Source organism: Paenibacillus sp. FSL H8-0457, assembly GCF_038051935.1.
GTDB classification, from domain to species: domain Bacteria; phylum Bacillota; class Bacilli; order Paenibacillales; family Paenibacillaceae; genus Paenibacillus_AQ; species Paenibacillus_AQ lautus_A.
On the sequence record NZ_CP150293.1, the window covers coordinates 4,619,958 to 4,634,459 of the forward strand.

The window sequence follows — 14,502 nt, forward strand, 5'->3', positions numbered from 1 at the left end:
ACCCTCCCGTTAGGCTTTTAATAGCTTCATGTTTTTCTTATAATCATTCCATATTTTCTGCGAAAGAAAGTAGATAAAGACTATAACCACGCCTAATACCGATGATGCTACTGAGTATATAGTATGTTGAGAAAATGTTAATCCTATTGCCAAAACATTCAATACGATTAAGGCACCATTTCGGTACAGCGAAAAAATATCAACTTGGCTTTCCAAGAAGTTTCCGAAACATGAACATGTAACGGATCGTTTTGACTTGATAACCATGATATCCGCCATAAGAAAACTGACCAGCAGCAACAAAGTCATCATAAAGCCGTAGGATGAACTTGCGTGAAATATAATCAAAATTGAAGCAAACAGTTCGATGACAGGCAGGGTATAACCATACATAACAGATAATTTCCTTGGAACGACTCTATACTCGATGACGCCATCAACGAATTTTTTTATGTTGGCAAGCTTTGGTACCGAGGATATTAAAAAAATCAAGAAAAACACAACTTTTAATATGCTGCCCGCTAGCTCTAACATAAATATAGTTCCCTTCGATTTTATTGATCATTAGGTTCTTTACTCGAAATCCCTTCTTTAAATTCTTTCACAGCGGAGCCTAGCGATCTTCCCATTGACGGTAAATTCTTCGCCCCGAATACGATAAGGCCAAGAATCAACAATAAAATAATGCCTGGGACGCCGATTTGATTAAACATAACCTCCCCCCTTTCAGTTCTTCCGTTTATTTTCTAAAAAAGCGCACAAGGCTAGCCCAATCTCGAAAATTGAGATTAATAAAATCATTGCGGTAATATCCGAAATAAAGTCAGGTGGAGTTAAAACAACAGCAGTTATACAAAAGATGGGATATAAAAATTTACGAAATTTCTTAATTGTAGTCGGGGATATGATTCCTAGATGAGTTAAAAAAACCATAAATGCGGGGATTTCCAGTATTAATCCGGTCAATAAACAGATCATAAATACGAACTGAAAGTAATCGGAGAAGTTATACATCGTATTCATACTCAGTTCCTCGGTAACACCCAGAAAAAAGGAAAATAAAAATGGTGTCAAGAAATAATAGCCAATGAGCACTCCAAGAAAAAAGAGGATAGATACGATAATTGAGAAAACTATAAAGCCTTTTGTGATATTCTTGCTAATTGCCGGCCTTATAAAAAGAAACAATTGCATAATTAAGATTGGAAATGACAAACACACGCTTTGAAGGAGCATCGTTTTAGCATAAATAGAAACGGATTCCGTGACTTTAAAAACATTTAGTTCAATTTCGTGAGAAATTGCTGACGATTTCAACAAATTCACAACATATGGCGATGTAAAATAAGTAATAATTAAACTCGTTAAAAATGCAGCTACGAAATAAAGTAATCTCTTTCGAAGCTCATAAAAATGTTCAATAAATTTCTTAGAATCGTTATCATAAATACGAGGTTCTTCAATAGCGCTTATTTTTTCAATTTCATTTAACATTTTCTCTCCCAAGTATTACGAGTAATTGTATTCGGATTGCTAAGAACGAAACGCCGATGGAATTTGACTTAATCTCCCTCCTTCCAGCATGTCATTTCAATATTCTTTAAAATATCCAAATAAAAGAAATAGAACCCAAATATTTACTTGGTAATATTTATTATAGTTATATTAATAATTCTTTCAAATAGGACCATTAGCTCAAAAAGTATGATTGCATAAATATGAAACTGAACTACGAACTATGATCTGTAGACGATGCTTGATAATGTGAATATATAGTTGTATAATGAGGTTCCAAAATTAGATATTTGAGGCTGGCTGGGATACTGGTGTTCCTCTAGGTCTTCAAAACCTTTTGGGAGATTATTGGATCTCCGGTGGGTTCGATTCCCACACAGTCTCGCCATTAACTCATTCACAATGTCCATTTTCGGATCTCTTTTACTCTCTGGGTAAATTGTAAGTGGTCCAGAAGTTCGAGAAACTTAACTAGATTTTTTCTTGGTATACTTAAGATCTCCCTTGCATCTTGCAGAGAAAATGGAAGTTGTTTTGTTGCGTGATATAATAATTTATATTGATCCTCAAAAGTTTCATAATGAATAAGATGTTTATCGCCTATTGGATAACCCAGTTTTTTCGTAATCATGAAATGATATGATTCATGTTCAAATCGACTATGAACATTTTCGCTTCTCAAGTATTCCCCCCATTCCTTCACCTCCATCCGATCATGCTTTAAATTGTCTAAAACTCTGTCAAATTTCGACACAAGTTCTTTCGGGATATGAGGCTCAAAATCTGTCAAATAAATAATGTGCTGCTCCCTTGCAATGGTTCCCTTTTTTATTTCCTTTTTTATTACCGCCTCAATTAGTTTTTTAGGAAAATTTCTTTCCAAAATTTGAATGCACTCTGCTTTGCTTATCCCGATTCGAAAAGGATTTAATCCATGGTATTTGTGCACTTCAGCCTTTACCTGGGATCCTACATCTTTATAAACTTCCCTAGAAGTGAAAAAACTAGGCTCGATTTCAACAATTTGATCGCTGTCTATCATCCCATTTAGTATTACGTCGATCTGATCGCCGCTAATTGACAATGACTTAATTATTTCATTCTTATCCAAACTTTTTTTTGTTGATAATAGATCTAGTACTCTTTCTTCCGGATTTGCTTCTCTTTGTTGCAATAATTTCTGAATCGTTTCTTCACCAAATCGATATTTTTCGCCGGCCGTACCAATAACCCATCCACCACCAATGGTTTCTGCAGGTGAAGGCCGTCTTATAATAAAACGATCGCCGCGTCTAACGACAATCGGATTCTCTAATCGAATTTGACACAAAACTTCAGAGCCTTCGCGTAATTCATTGCGATCGAAGAATACAATGTATCCCGAGGATTCGGTTGTTCCACAATAAAATTGGATGGGGGTACGTTGTTTTACAGGATATTGAAGATGATTTACTGAGTTAAGTGACACATCCATCATCGTACTTAGTGTGAAATTGGTCGATGTTACGATAACATCGCCCCTCTTTATTTTGATTTGTTTAAGTGCACCACCAATATTTATGGCTACTCGCTGACCTGCAGAAGCTTTATCTTTAGAACAGTTATGTATTTGAACTTCCTTTGCCTTTACGGCGCATTGTTGTGGCAATACGGTTAACGTATCCCCTTTTTTTACAACCCCTTCGTATATTGTCCCTCTTACAACGACTCCATGACCGTGAATGGTAAAAACCTGGTCAATCGGTAATCTTAAAGCTCCGTTAGATACTCGTTGCGGGATTTTTTTCAGCTTTTCATGTAGCGATAGCTTTAGTTCATCCACCCCTATTTTTCTTATATTATCCACAAACAACACTTCAACTCCTTCAAAAATGGAGCCTTTTACAACCTTGTTTATATCTTCCACTACCATCTTCAGAAAATCATGTTCTACCTTATCAATTTTCGTGACAACGATTAGGCCATTCACGATCCCTAACAGCGTTAGAATTTCAATATGCTCTCTCGTCTGGGGCATAACCCCTTCATCTGCGGCAACGACCAGGATGACAAGGTCTATCCCTGCGACCCCCGCAATCATTTTTTTTATAAATTTTTCATGTCCCGGTACATCGATAATGGATGCTTCTATACCATATAATGAGAATTGAGCATAACCTAGCTCAATGGAGATATTTCTTTCCTTTTCTACTTTCAAACGGTCGGTATCGATATTCGTTAATGCCTTCGTTAATGAAGTCTTACCGTGGTTAATATGACCAGCGATTCCAATCGTATAATACATAGTTTGTTCTCCAATGCTATTCAAAAGTTTTAAATTATCCGGGTACCAAAGATCTCGTTTAATCCTTGCGCAACAATCACAATTTCGTCCGCCTGTATCGTCCTAGCATCTAGAAGAAGAGCATTCTTATGAATACGAGCAATGATCGGAGGATCATTCTTTCGTAGTTCTCTTTCCAACCACTGTACATCGAATCGATCGGAATTAACCGCGACAACAAAAGAAGGCAATTTAACATCAGGCATCGACCCGCCACCGATCTCAGAGTAATCTGGAATGATTTCAGCATATGGTTTATAGTCGTCTAACAGTAGGTCACAAAGTTCCTCTGCCTTTTTCTTAATTTCTTGTGGAGTAAGCAGGATATCTCTAAGTGTTGGTAGTTCTTCTACCAACTTTTTTTCATCAAGATACAATAATAGCGTGGATTCTAAAGCAGCGAGAGTTAACTTATCCGGTCGCAAGGCTCTGATGAGCGGATTTTTCTTTAATGTATTAATTAGATCGCGTCTACCAATAATAATGCCCGCTTGAGGTCCTCCTAACAGTTTATCGCCGCTAAAGCTGATCAAATCTACTTTTTTGTCGACAATCTCTTTAATAAACGGCTCGTTTCCGATATTGTGTTTTTTCAAATCGTATAATACACCGCTGCCAAGATCCTCATACACCGGAATATGATGCTTCTGTCCGAGCATGACGAGGTCTTCAGTCATTACAGAATGCGTATATCCATTCATTACAAAATTGCTCTTGTGGACCTTAAGCAACATAGCCGTATTCTCATTGATTGCTCGCTCATAGTCATAAGTATATGTGCGGTTAGTTGTACCAACTTCGTTAAGAACAGCCCCGCTTTCCTTCATGATGTCAGAAATACGAAATGATCCGCCGATTTCAACAATTTCACCTCGGGATACAACAACCTCCTTTCCTGAAGCTATTGCCTTCAGTATCAGAAATACAGCAGACGCATTATTATTTACAACCAAGGCTGCTTCAGCACCTGTCAAAGTCGTAATAATTTGTTCGACGATATCATGTCTGGATCCGCGATTTCCCGTTTCAAGATTATATTCTAAATTCGAGTATCTTCCGGCTATTTTTGTTAGATGCTGATTAACCTCATTCGGAAGTACGGAACGTCCTAAATTGGTATGCAAAACAACGCCAGTGGCATTGACGACTGGAACCATTTTGGGTTTTAAACGCTTCCAAATATAATCGACAAAATCGTTTAGCAATTGGTCCTCCGATATGGATGTCAACTGCCCTGAGACGATTTCGCTTCTCACTTCTTCAAGATACTTTTTTATTAATATTGTGATATAGTCGGATGATACTGCATGATTTTTTGCAATATTTTTTATAATGGGATTGTTTAATATGCTGGCAACAGAGGGAATCGAACGAAGGATCATATATTTCTCCTTGGTTTTAGTATAGGAATACTTAATTACATCAATTTATAGTGTATATTATTGTATGAAGGAATATCTTATGGTTTATTTTTTACAAGATGCCAATTATAGTATAAGCAAATTTATTTTCATAATTTTTCCTTTTGAATCAAAGTATAATCATAGTTTCTGTATCAAGCAACCGCTAAAATTGAAATTCTAAATAATTCTTAAGATGGAATGTTGCTCTTCAGATCGTGTAGAAAAACGAATTCAAATTTTTTATGTTGCAATATGTAAAAATCCCTTTCAGCCAACAAAAGTTAAGTCATCGTTTCAGATGTACTTTTCAACATTTGAGTGCTAAAAGGGATGATATCAACATGTATTTAATTGTTTCTAGCGATTAAATATCGTGGAAAACAGCCAATTCAGCTTCGATAGCAGCTTTGATCTTCTCGACGCATTCTTCCGTCGTTGCCGCGAATACACGTTTACCATTCACCAGTGCATATGGACGCAGCTTGCATAGACCGCAAAGATTCATGCAATCCGCCCGCAGGACAGCGATTTCGGGATACAATTCCTCAAGATGCTCAAGTTCCAAAGCACTCATCAAGTTGCTGTCGCAAATTTCCACAACAACAATCCCCATCCCCATCTTTATCACCACTATTCATTTGACAATTCGTTCATTCATTATGAGGAAAACGCATGAATTTGTCAAATCGATCGTAGGGGTTGATCAATGGATGAGGGATTCCGCACCATCGATATAAATTTCCGTACCGGTAATATGGGAAGCATCATCCGATGCTAGAAAGGCTACGAGCTGGGCAACCTGTGATGGCTGTCCCGGTCCGTCCGCCAACGGCTGGTCTCCCTCCGGATATTCAATCGGAATCGTCACCTCGTCCAGCTCCGGCTTCGCAATGGTGCTCTCATCAATATTCGTTGCAATCGCGCCTGGGCATATGGCGTTCACCCGGATTTTGTAGCGGGCGAGCTCCAGCGCCGCCATCTTCATGAAAGCCACCTGTCCCGCCTTCGTGGTGCTGTATGCGGAGAAACCAAACCCGGTAAATACCCGGTTTCCGTTTATGGAGCTCGTAATGATGATGCTGCCGCCATGATCCTTTAAATAAGGAATCGCGTATTTTACCGTAGCAAACGTTCCTCTCAAGTTCGTGTTAATGGTAGCATCCCATTCATCCAGCTCCATGATCTCGATCGGAGCCTTGGTCCCATTAATACCGGCATTCGCAAATACGATATCAATCTTTCCCCACTGCTCGGCGGCTTGACTGAAGCAATCCTTCAGCGATTCCGCTTTGGAAATATCGCAGTTGCCCGTGAGCACTTCGCCCCCGCCATCTTCTATGGTCTTCTTCACATTCTCTACGCGTTCACGATCGATGTCGATCAACAGCAGTTTAGCTCCTTGCTCTGCCATAAGAAGGGCTGCGGCCCGGCCGATTCCGGAACCAGCACCGGTAACGATGGCTACCTTACCATCCAAACGTTGATTTGTTGTCATTGCCACAACCTCCTCGTTTAAGTTTTCATGATTATAGATAACCCAACGAGTCCTTGTCTGAATCTTGGCAATCCGGGCCTGCCATGCAGCAAGCAGTACTCAACCATATCCCAGCGGCAATGCTAACCTGATACAAAAAAAAGAAATCGTCCCCCGCCTCATGGTAACACCTTACCATTCGAGCCGTAAGAACGATCTCTTTGCATTCATTTCCTATGAGAGGAGCGGGTCTTCCAGGCCTATCGTTGGAATACCGCAGGTTTTACGCATACCGGCTTGGATTGCGAAACCGTATACCCGGTAAAGTCAAGCTTGCCGTCTTCCGGATTCACGTTAAACAATACCAGGTTATTCCCGTCCCGATTGGCAACGATAAGGAATTTCCCCCCCGGCATGAGCGTAAAATGACGCGGATGGCCGCCCTCCGTCGAAATATATTGAACCGGACTTAGACGACCGGTATCTTCATGCACGTTAAATACTACAATGCTGTCGTGTCCGCGGTTCGATCCGTATACCGTTTTGCCATCCGGTGACACGGCGATTTCGGCGCAATAGCTCTCCCCGTCAAAATCCGCAGGCAGTGTCGATACCGTTTCCAGCACCTTTAAACGTCCTGCTTCTTGATCGTAGCGAAGCACCGTTACACTGGAATTCAGCTCGTTGATGACATAAGCATAGACACCGCTTGGATGGAAAGCCAAATGACGGGGCCCTACGCCCGCGTCCAGCTGGGTTTCGCCGTGAAAGCTCAGCTCTTGCTTATTCTCATTTATCGTATATGCAAGAATCTTGTCCAATCCCAAGTCCTGTACGAACACATATTGACCATCCGGGCTGTAAAATGCCGAGTGCGCTCTGGATTGCTGATCATCACGCACTGTCACGAGATCCGTATGTTTCTTCTCATCCAGCAGTTTGCCGGCTTGTCCATTCTCATCGATCGAATGAAGACCTACCAGGCCTCCATGATAACTCGAAACAATCAGATACTTGCTGGATTCATCACGCTGAATGTGGCAAGTGGAGCTGCTGACACTGCGGGTACGATTCAATTCGGTCAGTTTGCCGGCCTCCGGGTCAATTTCAAAGCTGATGACCTCGGCTGCTTTGCCGCCTTGATCTGCAATTTCGCCGATGGCATACAAACGTCCGTTATCCGGATCGACGTTCAAGAAAGTGGGATTCTTAATGCCGGATACTTCATCAAGCAGCTTCAGTTCGCCGCTGTCCTCGTTAAATTCATAAACACATACCCCGCTTTGATTATCTTCCGCATACGCACCTGTAAACAGCAGTGTGCGCTGTGATGGATTCGCCATAAAATCCGATCTCTCCTCTCGTATATCTATCATTTCATGTCCTATGTAGTGATACTTTCAGTTACCATGTTAACTTCAACCCTGATGAAAATCAAATGACTTGCCGTTTGCAGCCTGTTTGTCTTTTGCCATACCGGGTATGTATGTATTACATTGACTGAAGGAGGTATTCCCATGAAACAACCGAACAGCGAAGAAGTACGCAATCATCAGGACACGGAGAACGACTCCCAGGAACAACGCGACAAGGTGAAGAAGCATCAGGATGTGGAGCCTCAGGCTGAGAATTGGAATCCCCGGGATCTTCCCGATCCAGACGATAAAAATCAATCTAAATCCTAATCGGGCAATAAAAGAAAGGCCGCATGGACACTGCCATGCGGCCTTCTTATATAGGTGAGTCTCTTTGCCTTGGATGATTTATCCTTCCAGAAGCAGCGACTCCGGATCTTCGAGGAGCTCTTTCACGGTTACCAGGAAGCGAACCGCCTCGGAACCGTCAACGATCCGATGATCGTAAGACAATGCAATGTACATCATCGGACGATTTTCCATGCGTTCAGCATCAATCGCTACCGGGCGCAGCTGGATTTTGTGCATGCCGAGGATACCCACCTGAGGCGTATTCAGGATCGGCGTAGACAACAGCGAGCCGAAGACGCCGCCATTCGTAATCGTAAACGTACCGCCTTGCAGCTCAGACAAGGACAGCGCGTTATTGCGGGCTTTGGCAGCCAGATTGCCGATTTCCTTCTCAATCTCGGCAAAACCAAGACGATCGGCATCGCGAACGACCGGAACGACAAGCCCTTCTTTGGCGGATACCGCAATACCGATATCATAGAATTTCTTCACGACGATATCGTCGCCGTCGATCTCGGCGTTCAGATGCGGGAATCTCTTCAACGCACCCACGACCGCTTTGGTGAAGAAGGACATGAAACCGAGCCCTACGTCATGCTTCTCTTGGAATGCTTGCTTACGACGCTTGCGCACGTCCAGGATCGCGGTCATATCCACCTCATTGAAGGTCGTCAGCATGGCAGCCGTATGCTGCGCTTCGACCAAACGATTCGCAATCGTTTGACGACGGCGGGACATGCGGGTACGTTCAACCGGTTTGCCATACTCGGCAGCAGGTGCTTGTGCTGCCGGTGCAGGCGTTGAAGCTGCCGGCTTGCTAGGCGCCGCAGACGGTTTAGCTTCGTTATGATTCTTCACATCATCATGGTAAATCCGACCGATCGGGTCGCGGCCCTGTACCTGGTCCAGATCAATCCCGCGTTCACGAGCCAGTTTGCGTGCGGATGGCGATGCAGTCAGACCTGCTCCTTCCTCGTTCTGAGCCGGTACCGGAGCTTGTGGTTTCGGTGCTTCTGCGGCGGGTGCCGAAGCAGCTTCCGTTTGCACGGAGGCAGGAGCTTCAGCTGCCTTCGGCGCCGATGCGCTTGCAACGCCTTCCTGCGGAGAAATTTGACCGATCACTTCGCCGATCGTTACGTTCTCCCCTTCTTGACGAAGGATTTTTTCCACAACGCCTTCAGACTCTGCGCTAATTTCAAGATTAACCTTATCCGTTTCTAACTCGAGCAGCACATCACCGATGTTGACGCTATCCCCTTCTTTTACGTGCCATTTGAATATCGTTCCTTCGGTGATGGATTCGCCCATAGCTGGTACAGTAATTTCGCTCACAGCCGCTACCTCCCCAATGAGATCTCTTGATTTATAGTTTTACGATTAAGGGCAAAAGAAATGATGGTCTGTTGCTCATAAGCATGAACATCCTGATATCCGCTAGCAGGGCTCGAACGCTCAGGACGTCCGCTGTAACGGACCTCTGTGCCTTTAGGTGCAATTTCACGAATTCTCGGCTCCATGAAGCTCCAGCCGCCCATGTTCTGAGGCTCTTCCTGAACCCACAAAATCTCTTTCAGGTTCGGATACTTCTGCATCACACGGGAAATTTCTTCTTTAGGGAAAGGATACAGCTGTTCCACACGAAGAATGTGGATCCAGGATTGGTCCTCACCCTTCTGCTTATCCAGCGCGTCTTCCAAGTCGATCGCGATTTTCCCCGAGCACAATACAAGGCGTTCCACCTTCTTAGGTGTTTGACCTAGACCCGGCTGTTCCATTACCTTCTGGAAACCGCCCTCGCTGAACGCGTTCACAGACGACGCGACACGCGGGTTACGGATCAAGCTCTTCGGAGCCATAACCACCAGCGGCTTGGCATCGTCCGTGTTGGTCAGGGAAGCCTGTTTGCGCAGCAGGTGGAAATATTGGGCGGCCGAAGTCAGATTCGCAACCGTCCAGTTATCCTCGCCGCTCAGCTGGAGGAACCGTTCCAATCTGGCGCTGGAGTGCTCTGGGCCGTTTCCTTCATAGCCGTGAGGAAGCAGCATCACCAAGCTGGACTTCTGTCTCCACTTCGAACGTCCGGCCGTAATGAACTGGTCGATGATCACCTGTGCACAGTTGACGAAATCGCCGTACTGCGCTTCCCAGATCACCAAAGTCTCGGGAGAGTACACATTGTAGCCATATTCAAATCCAACGACCGCAGCTTCGGTCAGCGGGCTGTTATGGATCGCGAACGATGCCTTGGCTTGCGGCAGCCGGTGCAGCGGGCAGAAGGTTTCTCCATTAACCGCATCGTGAAGCACCAGGTTTCGATGGGCAAACGTTGCACGTTCGGCATCCTGTCCCGTGATCCGGATCGGCTTGCCGTCAGCGAGAATCGTAGCGAAGGCCAGCGTTTCGGCATGACCCCAGTCCACCTTCTCGCCCTCGTCAAGCGAGTTGCTGCGCCGCTCGAGGATGCGTTGAAGCTTTGGATACACCGTAAAGCCTTCAGGCCACTGCAGGAGCTCGCGGTTAATGCCGCGCAGCACCTCTGCAGATACATTCGTCGCGGCTTCCGTCTTGGATTTGCCGTCCGTAGGGTTCAGTCCGAGCAGAATCTGATCAACCGGATCCTTCGTCTTCACGTTCTCGTAAGAGTTCTTCAAGACCTCCACGACGCCGTTCTTCAAACCGTCCACTTGTTCTTGGGTCAGAATGTTTCCATCCACCAGTTTCTTCATATAAATCGTGCTGACGGTTGGATGGTTCTTCACCTTCTGGTAGATCAGCGGCTGGGTCGTTTCCGGATCGTCCGTCTCGTTGTGGCCATATTTCCGGTAGCCGACAAGATCGATCAGAATGCTCTTCTTGAACTTGTTGCGGTAATCGCTGGCAAGACGGGCCACTGCGATACACGCTTCCGGATCATCCGCGTTCACGTGGATAATCGGAATCTCATAGCCTTTTGCCAAATCGCTCGCATAATGGGTCGATCTGGAATCCTTGCCTTCCGTCGTGAATCCGATGCGGTTGTTCACGATGATGTGAATCGATCCGCCCGTACGGAACGCCGGCAATTTATTGAAGTTCAAGGTTTCCGGCACGATGCCTTCGCCAGGGAACGCGGAATCGCCATGAATCTGAATGCTCAGCGCTTTGTTCACATCCTGCTTCGGATAACCCGCTTCGCTGCGATCCTCCTGGGCGGCACGAGCAAAGCCCTCTACTACCGGATTGACGTATTCCAGGTGACTCGGATTGTTCGCAAGCGTGATCCGAACCTGTCGGGCCTCATCCTTCTTCAGGTAACGGTCCGCGCCCAAATGGTACTTTACGTCGCCCGTCCAGCCGTAGTTGATGCCCATGGAGCCTTCGGACGGCACCAAATGTTTATTCGGAGAGTGCATGAACTCCGAGAAAATCTTGCCGTAATCCTTGCCCAGCACATGAGCCAGAACGTTCAAACGTCCGCGGTGCGCCATACCCACGAGAATGGAGTTGACATCCGCTTCGGCCATTTGGCGAACGATCTCGTCGAGCAGCGGCACGAGTGCCTCGTTGCCCTCAACCGAGAAGCGCTTCGCGCCTACGAACGTGCGATGCAGGAATTCCTCGAACTGCTCGGCTTCGAACAGCTTCTTCAACAATCCCCTGCGCTCTTCAACGCTCATGTCGGACAAGTAGCGGCCTGATTCGGCCTGCTGGTTGAGCCACTTGCGTTCTTCTTCATCGTGGACGTGGCTAAATTCATAGGCAATGGAGCCTGTATATAGTTGCAACAGCCGCTGGATTGCCTCTAAGCCGTTCTTGATATCGCCAGGAGCCTCCTCCCAGACGATCTCTGCAGGCAGGGCGGCCAAATCCGCTTGGCTGAGTTGGTAGCTTTCCGGTTGAAGCAGACGCGTGTCGGCTTCGTTTCCGATTCCAATCGGATCAATGTCTGCGGCCAGATGACCGTAGGTTCTAATGTTCCACACCAGTTTGCCGGCAGCTACCCCTTTTTTCATCAATTGCGGGTCGTAGCTTACACCTTGTCCCTGCGAATCCGCTTTCTTTTCATTGTTTTCCAAAGATGGAGGCGGTCCCCAGCTTGCGAACAGCTCGCGGTATCCTGGCTCCACAGATTGCGGGTCTTGCAAAAACTTCTCATACTGATCTTGAATGTACCCCAAGTTCGGACCGTGATATTTCTGCCATGGTCCCTCTGTCATTCTGTCAAGGGTCTTCATCGCTGACTCCCTCCGTCAGATTATTTTGATTGCTCAAGGACGGAATTTCTAATTTTACATTTTGCATACTACATTTTACATTAAATAAACGTTTTCTTACGATTACATTATAATACACTTGGCCTCAATACCGAAAATACCCTTTATATATAATAATGATCTCAGAAACAGATGAATTTGCGTCAATTTTTTGACGATTTGTCCGCTCGTTCACCAGTTCCCTGTATGGGGTTCCATTTAAACCCATTTATTCGGAAAAAATATCCTCTTCCAGCCAGTCCATCTGCCGCAGCGGCTCGGGGCCGGTGTCCATCCCCAGCAGTTGAAGAAGCTGTTTGGCGTTGTCGGAAGCATCGCCTCCCGAATTGTTGTTGAAGATAATCCAGCACTGCTTCGCTTTCTTTAGCAATTGCTCTATCCATCCTCTCAGCTGTTCCAATTCTTCCGGACTGTAACGGTACAAATACCGTACCTCTCGCCAGTTGGGCAGACCGCTGGATTGCCACCCATCGGCGTTTCGTCCGTGCATCCGGATCATCACGGCCTCCGTGCCCGATGTCTCGAGCACGACCGGCACCGATCCGATACCGGCTTGCGGCTCGTCGGCTATGCTGTGGATCCAACCCTCGCTTCGCATAAATTCGAGGGTCTTCTCGCGAAACTCCGGCGCATACCAGCTCTGATGGCGAAACTCCAATGCTACCGGAACGTCCTTCATCCATTCCCGCGTACGCTTCAGCGTGTCCACATGCTTGCGTTCGCAACCAAACCATGGCGGGTATTGGAAAAGCACGGTCCTTAATTTGTCAGCCGCTCGCAATTCTTCGACCGATGCAAGCAAATGATCGAACATCGCTTTTACGCTGGGGTATCTGTCCTTGCCCTGTCCGCGGGCATGTCCTGTCATGCCCTGATAGGCCTTTACAATAAAACCGAAATGCTCCGGGACGGCTGCCGCCCATTTTGTCATTTGTTCCGGCGAGGGTATGGCATAGAACGAATTGTCCATCTCCACGATGGGAAAATGCCTGCTGTACATTTCCAGTTTATCTGCAGGCCTTGCCCCTTCGTCATACAGCTTGTCATGATCTCCCCACCCGGACAAACCTACCTGAATCACATCTTTTTGCTTATCTTTCTTTGACATAACAATCCTCTCATCCACATGATTTACCATATCGGGGACTTCTATTAATTAACCTGATACGGGTGATTTCAAAAGCAGGCAGCCCCATACTGATTTTACCAATGCCTTGATTTCGTTCACTTCCGATCATAAAAAACATGATGGGCTTCCAGGTTTCCGTCCAGGATCTCGATCCTTCCATGCGAATAACGGGGCTGCCGCCTTTTATCCGTAGCGGAACCGGGATTGAACAGCAGGACCCCCTGTACATCTTCTTTAAAGGGAATATGGGAGTGGCCGAACAAGATGCAGTCCACCTCCGTATCTGCAAAAGCTTTTCTTGCTCGCGTTGGCGTCGTTCCGCCTTGACCGTGTCCGTGCACAATCCCGATGCGCTTGCCTTCGATTTCAACCAGTCTTTTATACCCAAAGCGTTCCACGATCCGCGCGTCATCCACATTCCCGGCCACGCCCTCCACGGGAGCATATTGACTTAACAGCTCGTAGAGCTCCCAATCGGACCAGTCTCCGGCATGAACAATAAGCTCCGATTGCCGTAAATCTTCAAGCAGCGGGTCTGGCAGTTCCTTCGCCTTTTTGGGCATATGGGTGTCTGACAATACCGTAATCCGATATGGGCGACTCATTGGGATGCACCTCTTCTTATGGTTATGTAATGCTGTAATACCAGCCATCTGACATTCATCTATATCCTACCAAATAAACGAAATCAAATAAAAC

At 45.6% G+C, this 14,502-nt stretch carries 13 protein-coding genes and 1 tRNA gene; 2 read left to right on the forward strand and 12 right to left on the reverse strand.

Features of this window, described 5'->3' with window-relative positions; all coding sequences use genetic code 11:
* Positions 1-9: 9 nt before the first annotated feature.
* The 3 genes from MHI43_RS20420 to tatC are packed head-to-tail and all read right to left on the reverse strand — an operon-like array spanning position 10 to position 1,494.
* A complete protein-coding gene (locus MHI43_RS20420; RefSeq protein ID WP_036661521.1) occupies positions 10-534 on the reverse strand; it encodes a MauE/DoxX family redox-associated membrane protein in 525 nt (174 codons plus the stop codon).
* Positions 535-554: 20 nt separating this feature from the next.
* Complete coding sequence (locus MHI43_RS20425; protein ID WP_036661523.1) at positions 555-713, reverse strand: twin-arginine translocase TatA/TatE family subunit; 159 nt, start codon at positions 711-713, stop codon at positions 555-557.
* 13 nt (positions 714-726) lie between these two features.
* Positions 727-1,494, reverse strand: a complete 768-nt coding sequence (gene tatC / locus MHI43_RS20430) for a twin-arginine translocase subunit TatC (RefSeq protein ID WP_036661525.1) — start codon at positions 1,492-1,494, stop codon at positions 727-729.
* A gap of 313 nt (positions 1,495-1,807) precedes the next feature.
* Here tatC and MHI43_RS20435 point away from each other — a divergent pair.
* Positions 1,808-1,903, forward strand: a tRNA-Sec gene (locus MHI43_RS20435).
* Between the two features lie 9 nt (positions 1,904-1,912).
* On the opposite strand, the gene selB is transcribed toward MHI43_RS20435, so the two are convergent.
* The 5 genes from selB to MHI43_RS20460 all read right to left on the reverse strand — a co-directional run bounded on the left by selB (position 1,913) and on the right by MHI43_RS20460 (position 8,058).
* On the reverse strand, positions 1,913-3,799 hold the full coding sequence (gene selB / locus MHI43_RS20440) for a selenocysteine-specific translation elongation factor (RefSeq protein ID WP_036661527.1): 1,887 nt from the start codon (positions 3,797-3,799) through the stop codon (positions 1,913-1,915).
* A gap of 29 nt (positions 3,800-3,828) precedes the next feature.
* On the reverse strand, positions 3,829-5,220 hold the full coding sequence (gene selA, locus MHI43_RS20445; protein ID WP_036661529.1) for an L-seryl-tRNA(Sec) selenium transferase: 1,392 nt from the start codon (positions 5,218-5,220) through the stop codon (positions 3,829-3,831).
* Between the two features lie 385 nt (positions 5,221-5,605).
* On the reverse strand, positions 5,606-5,854 hold the full coding sequence (locus MHI43_RS20450) for a DUF1450 domain-containing protein (protein WP_015736210.1): 249 nt from the start codon (positions 5,852-5,854) through the stop codon (positions 5,606-5,608).
* Positions 5,855-5,944: 90 nt separating this feature from the next.
* Positions 5,945-6,736: an SDR family NAD(P)-dependent oxidoreductase gene (locus tag MHI43_RS20455; protein WP_015736211.1), complete on the reverse strand. Its 792-nt coding sequence runs from the start codon at positions 6,734-6,736 to the stop codon at positions 5,945-5,947.
* Positions 6,737-6,975: 239 nt separating this feature from the next.
* Positions 6,976-8,058, reverse strand: a complete 1,083-nt coding sequence (locus MHI43_RS20460) for a lactonase family protein (RefSeq protein WP_036661533.1) — start codon at positions 8,056-8,058, stop codon at positions 6,976-6,978.
* Positions 8,059-8,232: 174 nt separating this feature from the next.
* Between MHI43_RS20460 and MHI43_RS20465 the strand changes: the two genes are divergently transcribed.
* On the forward strand, positions 8,233-8,400 hold the full coding sequence (locus MHI43_RS20465) for a hypothetical protein (protein ID WP_176502423.1): 168 nt from the start codon (positions 8,233-8,235) through the stop codon (positions 8,398-8,400).
* 78 nt (positions 8,401-8,478) lie between these two features.
* Here MHI43_RS20465 and odhB read toward each other — a convergent pair whose 3' ends face one another.
* From odhB to MHI43_RS20485, 4 genes are all read right to left on the reverse strand, one after another.
* A complete protein-coding gene (gene odhB / locus MHI43_RS20470) occupies positions 8,479-9,753 on the reverse strand; it encodes a 2-oxoglutarate dehydrogenase complex dihydrolipoyllysine-residue succinyltransferase (RefSeq protein WP_036661535.1) in 1,275 nt (424 codons plus the stop codon).
* Positions 9,754-9,758: 5 nt separating this feature from the next.
* The gene (locus MHI43_RS20475; protein WP_036661538.1) at positions 9,759-12,635 is read right to left on the reverse strand and encodes a 2-oxoglutarate dehydrogenase E1 component; all 2,877 of its coding nucleotides are present in this window, start codon (positions 12,633-12,635) and stop codon (positions 9,759-9,761) included.
* Positions 12,636-12,882: 247 nt separating this feature from the next.
* Positions 12,883-13,782, reverse strand: coding sequence for a DUF72 domain-containing protein (locus MHI43_RS20480; protein WP_036661650.1), 900 nt, complete (start codon positions 13,780-13,782; stop codon positions 12,883-12,885).
* Positions 13,783-13,898: 116 nt separating this feature from the next.
* Entirely contained in the window at positions 13,899-14,408 is a 510-nt protein-coding gene (locus MHI43_RS20485) for a metallophosphoesterase family protein (RefSeq protein ID WP_036661540.1), read from the reverse strand.
* Between the last annotated feature and the right edge of the window lie 94 nt (positions 14,409-14,502).

What these genes read in the sequence shown, in the direction of transcription:
- MHI43_RS20460 (WP_036661533.1), bottom strand. Translation starts at nt 8,058, where the DNA reads ATGGCGAATCCATCACAGCGCACACTGCTGTTTACAGGTGCGTATGCG.
- MHI43_RS20450 (WP_015736210.1), bottom strand. Translation starts at nt 5,854, where the DNA reads ATGGGGATTGTTGTTGTGGAAATTTGCGACAGCAACTTGATGAGTGCT.
- MHI43_RS20425 (WP_036661523.1), bottom strand. Translation starts at nt 713, where the DNA reads ATGTTTAATCAAATCGGCGTCCCAGGCATTATTTTATTGTTGATTCTT.
- MHI43_RS20420 (WP_036661521.1), bottom strand. Translation starts at nt 534, where the DNA reads ATGTTAGAGCTAGCGGGCAGCATATTAAAAGTTGTGTTTTTCTTGATT.
- MHI43_RS20480 (WP_036661650.1), bottom strand. Translation starts at nt 13,782, where the DNA reads ATGTCAAAGAAAGATAAGCAAAAAGATGTGATTCAGGTAGGTTTGTCC.
- MHI43_RS20485 (WP_036661540.1), bottom strand. Translation starts at nt 14,408, where the DNA reads ATGAGTCGCCCATATCGGATTACGGTATTGTCAGACACCCATATGCCC.
- tatC (WP_036661525.1), bottom strand. Translation starts at nt 1,494, where the DNA reads ATGTTAAATGAAATTGAAAAAATAAGCGCTATTGAAGAACCTCGTATT.
- MHI43_RS20465 (WP_176502423.1), top strand. Translation starts at nt 8,233, where the DNA reads ATGAAACAACCGAACAGCGAAGAAGTACGCAATCATCAGGACACGGAG.
- selA (WP_036661529.1), bottom strand. Translation starts at nt 5,220, where the DNA reads ATGATCCTTCGTTCGATTCCCTCTGTTGCCAGCATATTAAACAATCCC.
- MHI43_RS20475 (WP_036661538.1), bottom strand. Translation starts at nt 12,635, where the DNA reads ATGAAGACCCTTGACAGAATGACAGAGGGACCATGGCAGAAATATCAC.
- MHI43_RS20455 (WP_015736211.1), bottom strand. Translation starts at nt 6,736, where the DNA reads ATGACAACAAATCAACGTTTGGATGGTAAGGTAGCCATCGTTACCGGT.
- selB (WP_036661527.1), bottom strand. Translation starts at nt 3,799, where the DNA reads ATGTATTATACGATTGGAATCGCTGGTCATATTAACCACGGTAAGACT.